Annotated in this window: 16 protein-coding genes; 6 read left to right on the forward strand and 10 right to left on the reverse strand. The window is 73.3% G+C overall.

The annotated features are described in order from the left end of the window. Nucleotides 1–16: 16 nt before the first annotated feature. From IGA62_RS02245 to IGA62_RS02275, 7 genes are all read right to left on the reverse strand, one after another. Nucleotides 17–886, reverse strand: coding sequence for an HAD-IIA family hydrolase (locus tag IGA62_RS02245; protein WP_186500218.1), 870 nt, complete (start codon nucleotides 884–886; stop codon nucleotides 17–19). After that, the gene (locus IGA62_RS02250) at nucleotides 805–1863 is read right to left on the reverse strand and encodes a ferrochelatase (RefSeq protein WP_145816654.1); all 1059 of its coding nucleotides are present in this window, start codon (nucleotides 1861–1863) and stop codon (nucleotides 805–807) included. Before IGA62_RS02250 ends, IGA62_RS02245 begins: the two co-directional genes overlap by 82 nt. Nucleotides 1864–1994: 131 nt before the next feature. Next, complete coding sequence (fabI, locus tag IGA62_RS02255) at nucleotides 1995–2762, reverse strand: enoyl-ACP reductase FabI (protein ID WP_145816652.1); 768 nt, start codon at nucleotides 2760–2762, stop codon at nucleotides 1995–1997. A 41-nt stretch (nucleotides 2763–2803) separates the two neighbouring features. Then, on the reverse strand, nucleotides 2804–3508 hold the full coding sequence (fabG, locus tag IGA62_RS02260) for a beta-ketoacyl-ACP reductase (protein WP_145816650.1): 705 nt from the start codon (nucleotides 3506–3508) through the stop codon (nucleotides 2804–2806). Between the two features lie 634 nt (nucleotides 3509–4142). Continuing rightward, entirely contained in the window at nucleotides 4143–5093 is a 951-nt protein-coding gene (locus IGA62_RS02265) for a VWA domain-containing protein (RefSeq protein WP_145816648.1), read from the reverse strand. After that, nucleotides 5090–6085 (reverse strand): DUF58 domain-containing protein, encoded by a 996-nt coding sequence (locus tag IGA62_RS02270; protein ID WP_145821850.1) that lies wholly within the window; start codon nucleotides 6083–6085, stop codon nucleotides 5090–5092. The genes IGA62_RS02265 and IGA62_RS02270 overlap by 4 nt, the downstream gene beginning before the upstream one ends. After that, nucleotides 6064–7185 carry an AAA family ATPase gene (locus IGA62_RS02275; RefSeq protein WP_091460345.1) on the reverse strand — a complete coding sequence of 374 codons (1122 nt, stop codon included), beginning with the start codon at nucleotides 7183–7185 and terminating at the stop codon, nucleotides 6064–6066. Before IGA62_RS02275 ends, IGA62_RS02270 begins: the two co-directional genes overlap by 22 nt. Nucleotides 7186–7425: 240 nt before the next feature. Here IGA62_RS02275 and IGA62_RS02280 point away from each other — a divergent pair, with 240 nt between their 5' ends. Genes IGA62_RS02280 through IGA62_RS02290 form a run of 3 tightly spaced genes read left to right on the forward strand, consistent with a single transcriptional unit; the run spans nucleotide 7426 to nucleotide 9581 of the window. Then, nucleotides 7426–7659, forward strand: a complete 234-nt coding sequence (locus IGA62_RS02280) for an HAD family hydrolase (protein ID WP_145816646.1) — start codon at nucleotides 7426–7428, stop codon at nucleotides 7657–7659. 18 nt (nucleotides 7660–7677) lie between these two features. Continuing rightward, entirely contained in the window at nucleotides 7678–8205 is a 528-nt protein-coding gene (locus IGA62_RS02285) for a PH domain-containing protein (protein WP_145816644.1), read from the forward strand. Continuing rightward, entirely contained in the window at nucleotides 8202–9581 is a 1380-nt protein-coding gene (locus tag IGA62_RS02290) for a PH domain-containing protein (RefSeq protein ID WP_377465222.1), read from the forward strand. The genes IGA62_RS02285 and IGA62_RS02290 overlap by 4 nt, the downstream gene beginning before the upstream one ends. Here the strand turns inward: IGA62_RS02290 and IGA62_RS02295 are convergent. Next, nucleotides 9571–10647, reverse strand: coding sequence for a phosphatase PAP2 family protein (locus tag IGA62_RS02295; RefSeq protein WP_145816642.1), 1077 nt, complete (start codon nucleotides 10645–10647; stop codon nucleotides 9571–9573). The two genes, IGA62_RS02290 and IGA62_RS02295, sit on opposite strands and share 11 nt — an antisense overlap. A 76-nt stretch (nucleotides 10648–10723) precedes the next feature. Between IGA62_RS02295 and IGA62_RS02300 the strand changes: the two genes are divergently transcribed. Together IGA62_RS02300 and IGA62_RS02305 are read left to right on the forward strand one after the other, a co-directional pair. Continuing rightward, the gene (locus tag IGA62_RS02300; protein ID WP_145816640.1) at nucleotides 10724–11119 is read left to right on the forward strand and encodes a thioesterase family protein; all 396 of its coding nucleotides are present in this window, start codon (nucleotides 10724–10726) and stop codon (nucleotides 11117–11119) included. Further along, nucleotides 11116–11946: an MBL fold metallo-hydrolase gene (locus IGA62_RS02305; RefSeq protein WP_145816639.1), complete on the forward strand. Its 831-nt coding sequence runs from the start codon at nucleotides 11116–11118 to the stop codon at nucleotides 11944–11946. The genes IGA62_RS02300 and IGA62_RS02305 overlap by 4 nt, the downstream gene beginning before the upstream one ends. 695 nt (nucleotides 11947–12641) lie before the next feature. Here the strand turns inward: IGA62_RS02305 and IGA62_RS02310 are convergent. Both IGA62_RS02310 and asnB read right to left on the reverse strand, forming a co-directional pair. After that, nucleotides 12642–13574 (reverse strand): carbohydrate kinase family protein, encoded by a 933-nt coding sequence (locus tag IGA62_RS02310; RefSeq protein ID WP_145816637.1) that lies wholly within the window; start codon nucleotides 13572–13574, stop codon nucleotides 12642–12644. Between the two features lie 46 nt (nucleotides 13575–13620). After that, on the reverse strand, nucleotides 13621–15582 hold the full coding sequence (gene asnB / locus IGA62_RS02315) for an asparagine synthase (glutamine-hydrolyzing) (RefSeq protein WP_145816635.1): 1962 nt from the start codon (nucleotides 15580–15582) through the stop codon (nucleotides 13621–13623). Between the two features lie 112 nt (nucleotides 15583–15694). On the opposite strand from asnB, the gene IGA62_RS02320 reads away from it, so the two are divergent. Continuing rightward, the gene (locus IGA62_RS02320) at nucleotides 15695–17176 is read left to right on the forward strand and encodes an aminopeptidase P family protein (protein ID WP_145816633.1); all 1482 of its coding nucleotides are present in this window, start codon (nucleotides 15695–15697) and stop codon (nucleotides 17174–17176) included. Nucleotides 17177–17248 lie beyond the last annotated feature (72 nt).

Genomic DNA, 17248 nt, shown 5'->3' on the forward strand with positions numbered 1-17248 from the left:
ACCGGCCGCCGGCGGCTCAGATCTCGTCGATCAGGTCGACCACCGAGTCGACGATCCGCGACGGTCGGTACGGGTACCGCTCCGCCTCGGCCCGGGTGCTGATGCCGGTGAGCACGAGGATGGTCTCCAGCCCCGCCTCCAGGCCGCAGAGGATGTCGGTGTCCATCCGGTCGCCGATCATCGCGGTGCTCTCGGAGTGCGCCTCGATGGTGTTCAGCGCCGACCGCATCATCATCGGGTTCGGCTTGCCCACGAAGTACGGCTCCACCCCGGTCGCCTTGGAGATCATCGCCGCGACCGAGCCGGCCGCCGGCAGCGCCCCCTCCACCGACGGGCCGGTCACGTCCGGGTTGGTGCAGATGAAGCGGGCGCCGCCGTTGATCAGCCGGACCGCCTTGGTGATCGCCTCGAAACTGTAGGTGCGGGTCTCCCCCAGCACCACGTAGTCCGGCTCGAAGTCGGTGAGCACGTACCCGACCGCGTGCAGCGCGGTGGTCAGCCCCGCCTCGCCGATCACGTACGCGGTGCCGCCGGGGCGCTGGTCGGCCAGGAACTGCGCGGTGGCCAGGGCCGCCGTCCAGATCGCGTGCTCCGGCACCTCGAAGCCCATCCGGTTGAGCCGGGCGCACAGGTCGCGGGGCGTGTAGATGGAGTTGTTGGTCAGCACCAGGAACGGCTTGCCGGAGGCGCGCAGCCGGTTGACGAACTCCGGGGCGCCCGGCACCGGCTGACCCTCGTGCACCAGCACGCCGTCCATGTCGGTGAGCCAACTGGCCACCGGCTTCCGCTCGATCATCGGGTTCCTCACGGCTGGTCGGGGCTGGCGTCGGTGGCGGGTCGGGGGCGGCGGGCCGGGACACAGCACGCCGTCGGGCAGGTGTCCCAGCAGGGCACCTCCCCGAGCCGGCGGCGGGCGGTGGTGTCCGGGTCGAGCCGCTCGGTGACCAGTTCGCGGACCATGGCCACGAACCGGGGGTCGGTGCCGGGGGTGCCGGCCCGGACGAAGTCCAGGCCGAGCTGCCGGGCCGTGGCCAGGGCCTCGGTGTCGAGATCCCAGACCACCTCCAGGTGGTCGGAGACGAACCCGACCGGGCTGACCACCACGCTGGTGACGCCCTCCCCGGCGAGTTTGGCCAGGTGGTCGTTGACGTCCGGCTCCAGCCACGGCACCTGCGGCGGCCCGGAGCGGCTCTGCCACACCAGGTCGTACGGCAGGTCCGGGGCCGCCGCCGCGGCGACCAGCCGGGCGGTCTCGTGCAGTTGGGCCTCGTACCGGCCGCCGTGCGGGCCGGCGGTGGCGGCCATCGAGGTGGGTACCGAGTGCGCGGTGAAGACCACCCGGGTGGTGGCCCGCTTCGCCGGGTCGAGCCGGTGAAGCGCCGCGGTGACCGCGTCGGCGTGCGGCTCGACGAAGCCGGGATGGTCCCAGAACTGGCGGAGCTTGTCGACCACGGGCGCGTCCGGGCCGACCGCCGCCCGGGCCGCCGCGATGTCCTCCTGGTACTGCCGGCAGGAGGAGTAGCCGCCGTACGCGCTGGTGACGAACGCCAAGGCACGACGCACCCCGTCGTCGCGCATCTGCGCGACGGTGTCGGCGAGCATCGGGTGCCAGTTGCGGTTGCCCCAGTACACGGGCAGGTCGAGCCCGTGGGCGGCGAAGGCGGCCCGGACGGCGGCGAGCAGGTCACGGCACTGCTGGTTGATCGGGGAGACCCCGCCGAAGTGCTGGTAGTGCTCGGCCACCTCGGCGAGCCGCTCCGGGGGGATCCCCCGGCCCCGGGTCACGTTCTGGAGGAACGGCATCACGTCCTCGGGCCGCTCCGGGCCACCGAAGGAGACCAGCACCACCGCGTCGTACGCCATGGCCCCATTGTTCCCCGAGCACCGGGGCGACCCCGCGACCGCCCCTCGTCCCCGTGCGCGACGACGCCCCCGCTGTGACGTGGTCGACAGCGGGGGCGCCGGGAAGAACAGCGGGGTTGCCGGGAGAACGGTCAGGCGCCGACGGCGTGGTACCCGCCGTCGACGTGGACGATCTCGCCGGTGGTGGCCGGGAACCAGTCGGAGAGCAGGGCCAGGCAGGCCCGCGCGGCCGGTTCCTGGTCGGTGAGGTTCCAGCCCAGCGGGGCCCGCTCGGTCCACGCCGTCTCGAACTGCTCGAACCCGGGGATGGACTTCGCCGCGATGGTGCGCAGCGGGCCGGCGGCGACCAGGTTGCTCCGGATGCCCTTCGGGCCGAGGTGCGCCGCCAGGTAGCGGGAGGCGGACTCCAGCCCGGCCTTGGCCACACCCATCCAGTCGTAGACCGGCCACGCCTTGGTGGCGTCGAAGGTGAGGCCGACCACCGCGCCGCCCGGGGACATCAGCGGCAGCGCCGCCATCGCCAGGGACTTGTAGGAGTACGTGGAGACGTGCAGCGCGGTGGCCACGTCCTCCCAGGGGGCGTCGAGGAAGCCGCCGCCGAGGCAGCTCTGCGGGGCGAAGCCGATCGAGTGGACCACCCCGTCCAGGCCGTCGACGTGCTCACGGACCTTGTCCGGGAGGCCGGCGAGCTGCTCGGCGTTGGTGACGTCGAGTTCGATCACCGGAGCCGGCTGGGGCAGCCGCTTGGCGATCCGCTCGACCAGCGAGAGCCGGCCGTACCCGGTGAGCACGACCTGCGCGCCGTTCTCCTGGGCCAGCTTCGCCACCGAGAAGGCGATCGAGGCGTCGGTGATGACGCCGGTGACCAGCAGCCGCTTACCGGCCAGCAGTCCGGACATGGGGATCTCCTCCGTCGTTGTGTCGGTGCGGGTGGCCGGTGTCAGTGGCCCATGCCCAGGCCGCCGTCGACCGGGATGACGGCGCCGGAGACGTAGGCCGCGCTGTCGCCCGCCAGCCAGGTGACCACCCCGGCCACCTCCTCGGCGGTGGCGAACCGGCCGGCCGGAATGGCGCCCAGGTACTGGTCGCGCCGCTCCTGCGGCAGCGCCGCGGTCATGTCGGTGTCGACGAACCCGGGTGCGACGACGTTGGCGGTGATGTTGCGGGAACCCAGCTCGCGGGTGATCGACCGGGCCACGCCGACCATGCCGGCCTTGCTGGCGGCGTAGTTGACCTGGCCCATGCCGCCGTAGAGGCCGACCACCGAGGAGACGAAGATCATCCGGCCCCAGCGGGCGCGGAGCATCTTGCGGGAGGCGCGCTGGGCACAGCGGAACGCGCCGGTCAGGTTGGTGTCCAGCACCCGGGTGAACTGCTCCTCGGACATCCGCATGAGTAGCGTGTCGTCGGTGATGCCGGCGTTGGCCACCAGCACCTCGACGCCGCCCAGTTCCGCCTCGACGGCGGTGAACGCCTCGTCGACCGAGGCGGAGTCGGTGACGTCGCAGCGGACTCCGAACAGCCCCTCGGGGGCGTCGCCGGAGCGGTGGGTCACCGCGACCCGGTCGCCCTGCTTGGCGAAGGCCTGCGCGATGGCCAGGCCGATCCCCCGGTTACCCCCGGTCACCAGCACGGTACGGGCCACGAGTCCCCCTTGCGCGAAAAACGAGTGCACAGACGGGTTGGAGACTAGGGGTTACCGGCAGGTAAGCGTGAACTCGGGAGGGGCCCTGCGCGTGGCGCGACCCGGCGGGGACCACACCGGACGCGGGTGTACGATGATCCGCGTTCCGGGCCCCGTCGACCGCTGGAGGTGATCGCTGTGCGAGATAGCGATCCTCCCAGTCGTGGCCGGGCCCCTCGTCGGCTCCACTGAGTCACGACTCAGTTCGGGCTGACCCGCTCCCGCTCCCCGCGTTCCGCACCACCGCTGCGGCCCATCCGGCCATGGCATCGGTCGCACCGCCCTTCCCCGGGCGGTCGCGGGTAGAGCCCCCCGGTCACGACTGGTGTGCGCGTCCTGTCCCCCTCCCCCGGTCCGGCCCCGCGCCGCCGACCGTCGAGCCGCCACCGGAGTGCGTCCATGAGCCGCTACGTCGCCCCGCTGGGCTTCACCCTCGCCGCCGTCTGGGTCGCTGTCCTCTTCGTCCTCACCAGCGGAAGTCACTGAACCCGTCAGCCGAATCCCCGCCACCGGCGCATGATCGCGGCCCGGTGGCGGGACCGCCGTCGGCGCACCGCGTCGACGACGGCCCCGCACCGGCGTGCGTGGGCCCGGTTCAGAGGATGCGGGAGGTCCAGAGCAGACTCGCCCCGGCCGCCGCGAGGGCGAGCAGCAACGCCACGCCCGCGTACCACTGGGTGATCTCCCGGGGTTCGGTCCGGAAGCCGATCGAGCTGCCCATGTCCTGGTACACCTGCTTCAGCTCGGTCACCGACGCCGCCTCGTAGAAGTACCCCTCGGTGGTCTCCGCCAGGTCCGCCAGGGCCAGCCGGTCCACCGGCACCCGCTGGACCTGGCCGCCGATGTCCACCTGCCCGGCGTCGGTGCCGAAGGCGATCGTGGAGACCGGCACGTTCGCCGCCTGCGCCGCCGCCGCGGCCTCCTCCACCGACCGGCCGGCGGTCCGGAAACCGTCGGAGAGCAGCACGATCCGGGCCGGCGGGATGCCCGCCGCACCGTCGGCCGGCACCGAGCGGATCGCCTCCAGGCAGGTGAAGACCGCCTCCCCGGTGGCGGTCGCCTCGGCCAGCACCAGCCCGTCGATGGCGGCGGTCACCGCCGACCGGTCCTTCGTCGGCGGCACCAGCACGTTCGCCGACTTGGCGAACGAGACCAACCCCAGGTTGTACGTCTCGGGCAGTTCGCTGACGAACTGCTTCGCCGCCTCCTGGGCCGCCTGCAACCGGTTCGGGGTCACGTCGTCGGCCTGCATGGACAGCGACACGTCGATGGCGAGCATGACGGTCGCCCGTTCCAGCGGCTCCCGGGTGTCGATCGCCGGCCGGGCGGTGGCGGTGGCCAGGGTCAGCAGGCAGAGCAGCAGCACGACCGCCCCGACGTGCCGCCGCCAGCCCAGCCCTCGGGGGGCGAGGGTGCGCAGCAGGTCCACGTTGGTGAACCGCATCGCGTACGCCCGGCGGTGGCGTTGCCGCCAGACGTACAGCGCGGCGAGCGCGAACACGGGCAGCAGGGTCAGCAGCCACCACGGTTGCAACAAACGGATCATCGAGTCGTCCCCCGGGTGCGGGCGTGCCGCTGCGCGGCCACGAAACGCACCATGTCCAGCAGCCAGTCGGTGTCGGTACGCAGACGCAGGTGGGCGGCGCCAGCCGCCCGCAGCTCCCGGGCGATCGCCGCGCGCTGGGCGGCGGCCGCCTCGGCGTACCGGCGGCGCAGCCGAGGATCGGCGGTCTGCACCTCGTGCAGCTCCCCGGTCTCCGGGTCCACCACCGGTAGCACCCCCACGTCCGGCAGGTCCAGCTCACGCGGGTCGACCACCTCGATCGCCAGCACGTCGTGCCGGACCCGCAGCTTACGGATCGGTCGTCCCCACTGCTCCGGCGGTGCGAGGAAGTCGGAGATCACCACCGCCACGCCCCGCCGCCGGGGCGGCCGGTTGAGCAGGTCGACCAGGCCGCCGAGGTCGGCGCGGCCCGGCCCGATCTCGATCCCGGCGACGGCGCGTACCAGGCCCTGGGCCTCCTTCCGCCCGCTGCGGGCCGGCAGCCGCCGCACGACCGGGACCGCGTCGGGCGTCCGGCCCCACCGCCGGGGCGCGGAGGGCGCGCCGCCGGTGCCGACCACCGCGCCGATCCGGTTGCCGCCCCGGACGGTCAGGTGCGCCAGGGCCGCCACCGCCGCGATCACCACCTCGCGCTTGAGCCACTGCCCGGTACCGAAGTCCAGGCTCGCCGAGAGGTCCACCGCGAGCCACGTCTCCAGCTCCCGGTCGGCCACCGTACGCCGCACGTGCGGCGTCGTCGTCCGCGCGGTCACCGGCCAGTCCATCCGACGGACGTCGTCACCGGGGCGGTACTCGCGGGACTCCCCCGCCTCGCTGCCGGGGCCGGGCAGGAGCCCGGCGTAGTCGCCCTGGAGCAGGCCGTCGAGTTTGCGGGTGACCAGGAGCTGGAGCCGGGAGAGGACCGCCTCGCTCCGTCCGGGGGTGGCGCCGGTCGACCGGCGGGCGGGTGGGGTCACGGCCGCTGCCCGGGCCAGCCGGCGCCCGGCGCCGGGCCGGCGGGCGACTGCGCGCCCGGCGGAGGACCGGCCGGCGGCGTGGCCTGCTGCCGGGGCGCCACCGACGGCAGCGGGATGGTCGACATCACCCGGTGCACGATGTGGTCGGCGGGGACGTCGTCGGCGAGGGCGTCGTAGCTGAGCACCAGCCGGTGGCGGAGGATGTCCGGGGCGATGTCCTGCACGTCCTGGGGCAGCGCGTAGTCCCGGCCCCGCAGCAGGGCCAGCGCACGGGTGGCCCGGACCAGGCCGAGCGACGCGCGGGGGCTCGCGCCGTACTGGATGAGCTGGGCGACGTCCGGCATCCCGTGCTCGGCCGGGGTACGGGTGGCCAGCACCAGCCGGACCGCGTAGTCGACCAGCGCGTTGTGCACGAACACCTGGTCGGCCTTGCGCTGGAGGGTGAGCAGGTCGGTGGTGGTGAACACCGGCGCCGGTACGGGCGGGGCCACCCCCATCCGGTAGACGATCTCCCGCTCCTCGGCGTCCGTCGGGTAGCCGACGACGATCTTCATCAGGAAGCGGTCCCGTTGCGCCTCGGGCAGCGGGTAGACGCCCTCCTGCTCGATCGGGTTCTGGGTGGCCATCACCAGGAACGGGTCCGGCACCCGGTGGCTCTCCCCACCGATCGACACCTGGCGCTCGCTCATCACCTCCAGCAGCGCCGACTGCACCTTCGCCGGGGCGCGGTTGATCTCGTCGGCGAGCAGGAAGTTGACGAAGACCGGCCCCAGCTCCACGTCGAACTTCTCGCTGGACTGCCGGTAGATGCGGGTGCCCATGATGTCGGCGGGCACCAGGTCGGGGGTGAACTGGACCCGGGCGAAGGAACCGCCGACGACCTTGGCGAGGGTCTCCACGGCCAGGGTCTTCGCCACCCCGGGTACCCCCTCCAGCAGGCAGTGGCCCCGGGCGAGCAGGGCGACGAACATCCGCTCGACCATCCGGTCCTGCCCGACGATGACCCGCTTGATCTCGAACAACGCCCGCTCCAGCAGGGTCGCGTCCTCGGCGGGTGTGCTCGGTGGCGCCGGGGCGGCGTCGGTCGCGGTCGGTTCGGGCGTGGTCGGCTGGGCCACCGGTCCTCCACAGCGTGCTCGTGATCTCGGGCGACGTGGTGCGGGTCAAGCCTCGCATGCCCGGCTGAACGTCAACCGGGCGAGAAGCCGATTGTCACCACGCCGCGTCCGGACACCGAATCGCCGGCCAGGGGTGTCCGAACACCGCCACCGCGTGTAGAATTGCGCCGTCGCCGGGCGGCTCCCCCCGTGGCCGCCCGGCGCTCAATCTCCCGGTGCGCGCCACCTAGACTGGCGCCGATGACCGACTCCCCCGCTCCCACCGACCCGCCCGTCTGTTCGGCGCGCGGCTGCCGGGCGCCGGCGGCCTGGGCCCTGCGGTGGAACAATCCCCGGTTGCACGACCCCGACCGACGCAAGACCTGGCTCGCGTGCGCCGAGCACCGGAGCACCCTCGGTGACTTTCTCACCGCGCGGAGCTTTCTCCGGGAGGTCGAACCGCTGCCCGGATCGTTACGCTCGACGGGTGAGTGATCGCAGCGGGGCAGAGCGGTGAACACGGAGAACGCCGACGGGCCCGTCCCCACCCCGGCCGACCCGCTCGAACCGTGGCCGGAGACAGTCGCCTGGCAGCGGGTCTCCACCGACCTGATCCGGGTGGAACTGGTCCGGCTGGGCATCGGCGTCCTCGTCGTGGTGGTCGGGCTCGCGGTGGCCTGGGGCTTGAGCGGACACTGGCTGTTCGGGGCCGGACTGGCGCTGGTCGTACTGCTGAGCCTCTGGCGGTCGGTGGCGATCGTCCGGGCCGTCCACGCCTGGGGGTACGCCGAACGCGACGACGACCTGCTGGTCCGGCACGGGCTGCTGGTACGCCGGCTGTCGATCGTGCCGTACGCCCGGATGCAGTTCGTCGACGTCACCGCCGGCCCGCTGGAGCGGGCCTTCGGGCTGGCCACCGTGCAGTTGCACACCGCCGCCGCCGCGAGTGACGCCCGGGTGCCCGGGCTGCATCCGGCGGAGGCGTCCCGACTGCGCGACCGGCTCACCGCGCTGGGCGAAGACCGCGCGGAGGGGCTGTGACCGGCGGCCCGGCCGAGGAGTCCGGGCCGGACGCAGCGCACCCCTGGCCCGTCCCGGCCACCCCGGTGCCGGAACACGTCGAGCCCCGGCAGCGCCTGCACCCGCTGAGCCCCGTCCTGCACGGGGCGAAGTCCCTGGTGGTGGTGATCGCCGGGCTCTCCTGGTCGACCCTGTCCCGGGTCGGTTTCGGCACCTTCGCGGCGATGGTCGCGGTGCTCGCCCTCGGCGCGACGGTGCTCTCGGTGGTCAGCTGGTACAACACCGGCTACCACGTGGTCGGTCGCGAGCTGCGGGTCCACGAGGGCCTGCTGTGGCGGCGCACCCGGGCCATCCCACTGGAGCGGTTGCAGGCCGTGGAGGTGGTCCGTCCGCTGCTCGCCCAGCTCACCGGTCTGGCCGAACTACGGCTGGAGGTGGTCGGCGGCGGCAAGACCGAGGCGCCGCTGGCGTTCCTGAGCGTGGCCGACGCGACGGTCCTGCGGACCCGCCTGCTCGACCTGGCCGGCCACGCCCCGCGTGACGTGCCCGCGCCGGAAACCGCGACGGCCGCGCCACCGGTGCCGCCCGGCCGGCCACTGCACACCGTCGGCAACCGCGACCTGCTGGTCAGCCAGCTGCTCACCCCACAGGCGTTCATGCTGCCGGTGGGCGTGGCGTTCGTGGTGGCACAGTTCCTCTCCGAGGGTTCCTGGTCGTTCATCGCGGTGGCGAGCACGATCACCGCGATGGCCGGCGTGCTGCTGCAACCGATCCGGCGGGTACTCGACGACTGGAACTTCCGGCTCGACCGGGACGGCGACCGGCTGCGGATCGGCAACGGACTGCTGGAGACCCGGGCGCAGACCGTCCCGCTCAACCGGGTGCAGGCGGTCGGGGTGACCTGGCCGCTGCTGTGGCGGGCCAAGGGCTGGCTGCGGCTGCGGCTGGAGGTCGCCGGCTACTCGGCGGCCGAGCCGGACGACCGCAACCGCCCGGACCGGCTCCTGCCCGTGGGTGACCTGGTGACCGGCGAGATGATCACCGCGGAGGTGCTGCCCGGCGTGGTCGTCTCCGCGCTGCCGCTGACCGCACCGCCGCCGCAGGCCCGCTGGCTGCGGCCGCTGAGTCGGCGGGTCCTCGGCGCCGGCCTGGCCGAGCGGGTCTTCGTGGTCCGCTCCGGCCTGGTCACCCGACAGCTCGCCATCGTGCCGTACGCCCGGATCCAGAGTGTCCGGGTGGTCCAGGGGCCGCTGCAACGGCGGCTGGGTCTGGCCACCGTGCACGCCGACACCGCGGGCGGTGCCGGCGCGGCGGCGGTGCACCGGGACCTGGCCGAGGCATGGGCTCTCGCCGGCGAGCTGACCGCGCGGGCCCGCGCCGCCCGGCTCAGCGGCTGACCGGAGCCGTCGGCTCCTCGGTCGGGGACGGCCCGGTGGTCCCGGCCACCCCGGCGTCCGCCCCGGTCCCGGAGCCGGCGGGCACCGACCCGGTCGGGACGGTCGGGGCGCGACGGGCCCGCCGGGCCGCCCACCACCGCTCGGCCAGGCCGACCACCAGGAAGGTCATCCCCACGTACGCCCAGCCGACCAGCACGTCGATGATGTAGTGCTCGCCGGAGTAGACCAGGGTGAAGGTCATCGCCAGCGGGTACGACAGCAGCAGCGGCCACCAACGGCGGCGGGTCGAGGTGAGGAAGAACAGCACCACGAACAGCGCCCAGGCGGTGTGCAGGGAGGGCATCGCGGCCACCGGGTTCGAGGCGATCTGCCCGGCGTTGAGCATGTTGCCCGCGCCGTGCATGCCGAACTCCTTCCACCCCCGGGTGGAGATCCGGGCGACCTCGCCGAGCAGCCCGTTCTGTGCCGCCCACCACGGCGGGGCGGCCGGGTAGAGGAAGTAGGTGGCCAGGCCCGCGGCGCAGAGGAAACCCCACCGCCGCATGTAGGCCCCCCAGCGGGCGCGGTCACGCATCCAGAGCACCACCGCCGCCGCCAGCGTCACCACGAAGTGCGAGAAGTAGACCCACGCCGCCAGCACGTCCCACCACTGCACCTGCGGCCGGTAGAGGCGCTCCTGCAACCAGATGGTGGGGACCTCGCCCCCGGTCGCCCAGCCGACCAGGAACCGGTCGGCGACGATCAGGTCGTAGGAGTACGGGACCGCGCCGTTGTCGGCGAAGCCCCGGGAGAGGTTGTAGGCGGCGAGGAGCAGCACCACCGGCAGCCAGTCCCGGGCGAAGCCCAGGTGGCTGCGCCACGGGCGACCCCAGTTCCAGGCGATGACGGCGGACCAGATCCAGACGAAGGCGTACGCCGGGTCTGTCGGCAGGCCGATCGTCAACCAACCGGCGACGAACAGGGCGCTCCAGATCGACATGGCGACCACGCGGGGACGTCCGCCCTCGGGCGACGACACCGGCGGACCGGACGGGGCGGGGGGCTGGGGGTCAGTGACAACGGCCATCACCGTTCAGGTTAACGGCGGCCAGCGCATCGACGAACGCCGACCGGCGCTCCGGTGGTCGGCGTAGGCTGTCGCCATGCCGGAGCAGACTGTCACGCCCGGGCTCAAGGCCCGGGTCGAACTCACCGTGACCGACGCCGACACCGCCCAGGCGGTCGGCTCCGGTGACGTGCCGGTGCTGGGCACGCCCCGGGTCCTCGCGCTGGCCGAGGCGGCCACCGTCGCGGCCACCGCACGGCACCTGCCGCCGGGGTCGACCACCGTCGGCGTCCGGGTGGAGCTGGAGCACCGGGCACCCACCCCGGTCGGCCGGACCGTCGCCGCCGAGGCACGGCTGGACGAGGTGGACGGCCGGCGGCTGCTCTTCACCGTCACCGTCACCGACGGTGCCGAGACGGTCGCCCAGGGGCGCGTCGAACGGGTCCTGCTGGACCGGCAGCGCTTCGTGGAACGCGCCTCAGGGGCGTCATGACCAGTCGATTCGTCGAGATCGGCACGGGCGTGCACGTGCTGCGCGAGCCGCTGCTCGACGTCAACGTCACGCTGGTCGTCGGCGACGGGGCGGCACTGCTGGTGGACACGCTCTCCACGGCGGCGCAGGCCACCGCGCTGGCCGCCGCCGTCCGTGCGGTCACCCCGCACCCGTGGACCCTGGTGAACACCCACCACCACTTCGACCACTGCTTCGGCAACGCCACGCTCGCCGACGACCCGCCCCGCCCGGTCTACGCGCACGAGCTGACCGCCGGGTGGCTCCGCGACCGTCCCGACGAGCTGCGCCACCTCGCGTACGAGGAGATGCGCGCGGAGCAGCCGGCCCTCGCCGCCGAGTTGGCCCGGACGCCGCTGCTGGCACCGACCCACACCGTGCACACCGAGACGACGCTGGACGTGGGCGGTCGCCGGGTGCTGCTGCACCACCCCGGCCGGGGACACACCGCCGGTGACCTGGTGGTGCACGTGCCGGACGCCGACGTCCTGGTCGCCGGAGACCTGGTGGAGCAGAGCGGTCCGCCGGCCTTCGAGGAGTCGTACCCGTTGCAGTGGCCGGAGGCGGTGGCGGCCCTGCTGCGCCTCACCACGCCGGCCACGACGATCGTGCCCGGCCACGGCGACCCGGTGGACGTCGCGTTCGTCCGGGCCCAGCACGGGCAGCTCGCCGACCTGGCGTGGCTGATCCGGGCCGGGCACACCGGCGGTGCGCCCCCGGAGCGGGTCGCCGCCGAGGCGCCGTTCGGAGCCCGCGCCGCGCTGGTCGCCACCCGGCGTGGGTACGCCGAACTCGACGGCACCGCCTGACCCGGCGGACCGACAGGCCCGCGACCGCGCCGGTCGCGTCCTGGCTCGCAGCGGCCTGCGTCACCGGGCCGCCCCGCGCCGCCCTCCCACCACCACCGGCCGCCCGGCCGCCCTCCCACCGCAACCGGGCCGCCATGCCCCGCCCTGCCGCCGCCACCCGGCTGCCACCGGGCTGCCACCGCGCGGTTAGTTCGCGGCGCGGCTGGTCCGCCGCGCCGCCGCCGGACCGTCGGCGCGAACCCTGGGACGCCGGTCCCGGAACCTTCCTACTCCGGTCCTTTGAAGCTGCCCGCACAGACGGGGCAGGCACCGGCGTGCCCCGCTTCCGACGTCCCGGCGCGGGAGCGCAGGCCCGAACGTGCCGGCTCAGGCGTGCCCGGCTCGGGTGCGCAGGCTCGGGCGGGCCGGTTCGGGTGCGCAGGCTCGGGCGGGCCGGTTCGGGTGCGCGCAGCAGCGCCCGCGCCGGTAGCACAGACGGGGCAGCTCTACAGCGTCCGAGTAGCGACACCCACCGGCCGCCTGTCCGCGTCAGCGGAGCGGCGGACCAGCCGCGCGGAGAACGGACCAGCCGCGCGGAGAACGGACCAGCCACGCGGAGGACGGACCAGCCACGCGAAGGACGGACCCACCGCACGGAGAGCGGAGCAGGTCGACCAGGCCGGCCGGGCGGCAGCGCCGCCAGGGGCAGGAGCCCGTCAGGCGGAAAAACGGCGGGCGACCTCGTCCCGGGTGGGCATGGCGACCGCACCGCCGGACGACTCGCAGACCAGACCGGCCACCTGGAGCGCGAAGGCGGCCCGGTCGGTCCAGCCGGCCGGTTCGGTGGGCGGGCCGTCGACCAGCAGGCCGGCGACGAGGGCGGCCATCACCGAGTCACCGGCACCGGTGGCGTCGACCGCGCGGATGGTGGGAGCGGGTACGCGTACCGGCTCGGCACCGGCCGCGACCAGCGCACCGCGCGGGCCGAGGGTGACCACGACGGTGCCGGCACCCAGCTCGCGCAACTGGGCGGCGACCCGCTCGACCGGTTCGCCGGGGTAGAGCACGTCGGCGTCGGCGGCACTGAGCTTGACCAGGTGCGCGGTGGCGGCGAACTCGGCGGTCGTGTGACGGACCGTGTCGAGCGCGTCCGGCCCGGACAGCAGCCGGGGACGGATGTTCGGGTCGAACACCCGCACGCCGGTAGCCAGGCGCCAGGCCCGGCGGGCGGCGGCGAGGGTCGCCGGGCAGAGCAGCACGATCGACCCGCAGTAGAGCACGTCCGCGCCCTCGACCAGCGCGACGTCGAGGTCGTCGGCGGTGAGCTGCCCGTAGGAGGGCGGTTCGCCGTAGAAGCGGAAGTCCGGTTCCGCCCCGGCGAAGGTGGCCACGGCGAGCGCGGTCGGCGCGGGCACGGTGACCGTTCCCCTGACGTCGACCCCGGCCGCGGTGAGGAACTCCCGGATCCGGTCGGCGAGCACGTCGTCGCCGAGGGAGCCGACGAACCGGGCGTCCCCGCCGAGGCGGGCCACCCCGACCGCGACGTTGAGCGGCCCGCCGCCGATCGCCTGCCGGAAGACCGGCTCGCCGGCACACTCGGAGTCGAGCAGGTCGACCAACGCCTCACCGAGCACCACCGCGTACCCCATCGCCCCCTCATCCCTCTCCGCAACGTCGGGAGGTGCGCGACCGTGGTCAGCGCACCATGGAACCGACCACGGGCTTGGTCAGCAGCGCCGACTGGTTGCGCTGGATGCCCGGGTCGAGGGTCTTGGCGACGAAGATGGCATGCCAGATGCAGAAGATCAGCACCGTCCACACCTTGCGGGAGTGGTCCGCCTCCTCGCGCTTGTGCTCCTCCAGCAGCCGCATCGCGTACGACAGGTCGAGCAGCTCACCGGCACCGGAGGTGGAGAGCACCCAGCGGGCCCACTCGTACATCTCGCCGCGCAGCCAGACCCGGGTCGGCGTCGGGAAGCCGAGCTTGCGCCGGTTGACGATGGCCGGGGGCACCACGCCCTGCAACGCCTGGCGCATGGCGTACTTGGTGGCGTCCGAGCGGGGTGGCAGCTTCAGGTCGACCGGGATGCCGGCGGCCACCTCGAAGACGTCGCGGTCCAGGAAGGGCACCCGGACCTCCAGCGAGTGCGCCATCGAGATCCGGTCCGCCTTGACCAGGATGTCGCCGCGCAGCCAGGTGTAGAGGTCGACGTACTGCATCTTGGTGACGTCGTCCAGCTCGGTGCACTCGGCGTAGATCGGCGCGGTGACGTCGGTGTAGCGCACCGAGGGGTCGTACCGGCGCAGCAGGTGCTGCTTCTCCTCCTCGGTGAACATCCGGGCGTTTCCGTAGTAACGCTGCTCGATCGGGGTGGTGCCGCGCTCCAGGAAGCTCTTGCCCTTGACGCCCTGCGGGATGGCCTTGGAGACCGCCCGCAGCCCCTTCTGCACCCCGTCCGGCAGCCCGTTGACGCTGCTCAGCGACAGCGGCTCGCGGTAGATGGTGTACCCACCGAAGAACTCGTCGGCCCCCTCGCCGGAGAGGACCACGGTGACGTGCTCGGCGGCCTTCTTGGCGACGAAGTAGAGCGGCACCAGCGCCGGGTCGGCGACCGGGTCGTCCAGGTGCCAGACGATCTTCGGCAGCGCCTCGATCATGTCCTGCGGCCCGATCTTGGTCGGGATGGTGGTCACCCCGAGGTGCCGGGCCGACTCCTGGGCGACGTCGATCTCCGAGTAGCCGGGAACGTCGTACCCGACGGTGAAGGTCAGGATGTTCGGGTTGAACTCGCGGGCCAGGGCCACCACGGCGGTGGAGTCGATGCCGCTGGACAGGAAGGAGCCGACCGGCACGTCCGACCGCATGTGCATCCGGACGCTCTCCCGCAGCGTCTCCCGGATCTGGTGGTAGAGGCGCTGCTCGTCGGAGACCGGGGCGGGCCGGAACACCGGCCGGTACCACCGACGCACGTCGATCCGGCCGCCCGGGGTCCAGGTGAGGTACTCACCGGAGCCGATCCGGCTGATGCCCTGGTGCAGGGTGCCGGGCTCCGGCACGTACTGCAACGTCAGGTAGTGCGAGAGGTTGGCGGTGTCCACCCCGGCGTCCCCGGCGTACGCGGACTGCGCGAAGGGCAGCAGCGCCTTCTTCTCGGAGGCCAGGTAGAGGCCGTCCATGGTCTCCAGGTAGTGCAGCGGCTTGATGCCGAAGTGGTCGCGCGCGCCGAAGGCCCGCCGCTCCTGCCGGTCCCAGATGACGAAGGCGAACATGCCGCGCAGCCGGGTGAGCACCTGCTCGCCCCAGTAGTGGTAGCCGGCGACGATCACCTCACCGTCACCGGCGGTGGCGAACTGGGCACCGAAGTTGCGGATCAGCTCCTCGCGCAGCTCGATGTAGTTGTAGATCTCGCCGTTGAAGGTGAGCAGGTACCGGCCGCCCGCGTACGGCAGCGGCTCGTGGCTGGAGGCCACGTCGATGATGGCGAGCCGCTTGTGGGCGAACACCCCGTCCGCGTACCGGCCGGTGGCGTCACCGACCAGCTCGACACCGGTCTCGTCCGGCCCGCGGTGGTGCAGGCATTCCAACGCTCCGGCGATGGCATCGCGGTGCGCGCCGGCGTCGCCGCGCGCGCTGAAAAAGGCCAGGAGTCCGCACATGTTGGCCATCTTTCCACGCGCCCGAACGCTCCGTCGCGGCACCACGGGCTCTCGCCACGCCACCCCCGCGCGGTACCGTCTGCACCAGCGACGCCACCGGAGGGAGCGGATCATGGCTGAGAAGCAGACCGACACGAAGCCGACGGACGGCACCGAATCGCACGACCCGGATTTCCCGGAGGCCTTCCTGGCCTTCATGCGCCAGGGCTGGCGGGACACCACCCTGCCGGTGGGTCCGCGCCCCGAGGTGCCCAACTACGCCAAGCGGCGGGCCGCGCTCTCCGCGGCCTTCGCCGGCGAGACGCTGGTCATCCCGACCGGTGGGGAGAAGGTACGCGCCAACGACACTGAGTACCGCTTCCGGGCCGGCAGTGACTTCGCCTACCTGACCGGCGACCACGACCCGGACAGTGTGCTGGTGCTGCGGCCGAACGGGTCCGGCCACGACGCCGTCCTCTACATGCGGCCCCGCTCCTCGCGGGAGAACGACGAGTTCTTCCGCAGCCGGCACGGCGAGCTGTGGGTGGGCCGGCGGCACACCCTGACCGAGAAGTCGACCGAACTCGGCCTGCCCACCGCCGACCTGACCGAACTGGACGCGGTGCTGGCCGACCTCGCGCCGGGGCGTACCCGGGTGCTACGGGGCTTCGACGCCCGGGTGGACGCGGCGGTCCGGCCGTGGGACGGCGCACGCGCCGAGGGGCAGCCGGCGCGGGACCGGGAGCTGGCCATCGCCATCTCGGAGCTGAAGCTGGTCAAGGACGAGTGGGAGATCGCGCAGCTCCAGGACGCGGTCGACGCCACCGTGCGGGGCTTCGAGGACGTCGCCCGGGCGCTCCCAGGCGACCGGGGCGTGTCCGAGCGGCTGCTGGAGGGGATCTTCGCGCTGCGGGCCCGCCACGACGGCAACGACGTGGGGTACGGCTCGATCGTCGGGGCCGGCGAGCACGCCACGATCCTGCACTGGGTGCACAACCACGGCACCACCCGGCCGGGTGAGCTGCTGCTGATGGACATGGGGGTGGAGAACCGCCACCTCTACACCGCCGACGTCACCCGGGTCCTGCCGGTGGGCGGCCGGTTCAGCGCCCTCCAGCGTCAGGTCTACGACGTCGTGTACGCCTCCCAGCAGGCGGGCATCGACGCCATCCGGCCGGGCGTGAAGTTCAAGGACGTCCACCGGACCTGCATGCGGGTCCTCGCCGAAGGGCTGGCCGACCTGGGCCTGTTGCCGGTGAGCGTGGACGAGGCGATGGACGAGAAGTCGACGGTCTACCGGCGCTGGACGCTGCACGGGTTCGGGCACATGCTCGGCATCGACGTGCACGACTGCGCCAACGCCCGCAAGGAGATGTACCGGGACGGCACCCTCGGCGAGGGGTACGTGCTCACCGTCGAGCCGGGGCTCTACTTCCAGCCCGAGGACGACCTGGTCCCGGAGGAGCTGCGCGGCATCGGCATCCGGATCGAGGACGACGTCCTGGTGACCGCCACCGGCGCGGTGAACCTCTCCGCGGGCCTGCCCCGGCAGGCGGACGAGGTGGAGACCTGGCTGGCCGAGCAGCGGGAGGCGGGTCCCCGCCTGCCGGGCTGACCGCCCCGCGCGCCCTGCCCGTTCGTCTGTCCGGAACTCCCCGTCCTGTGGACTTTCCTCGGAAAAGCGGCC

Source organism: Micromonospora sagamiensis, assembly GCF_014680085.1.
GTDB lineage: Bacteria > Actinomycetota > Actinomycetes > Mycobacteriales > Micromonosporaceae > Micromonospora > Micromonospora inyonensis.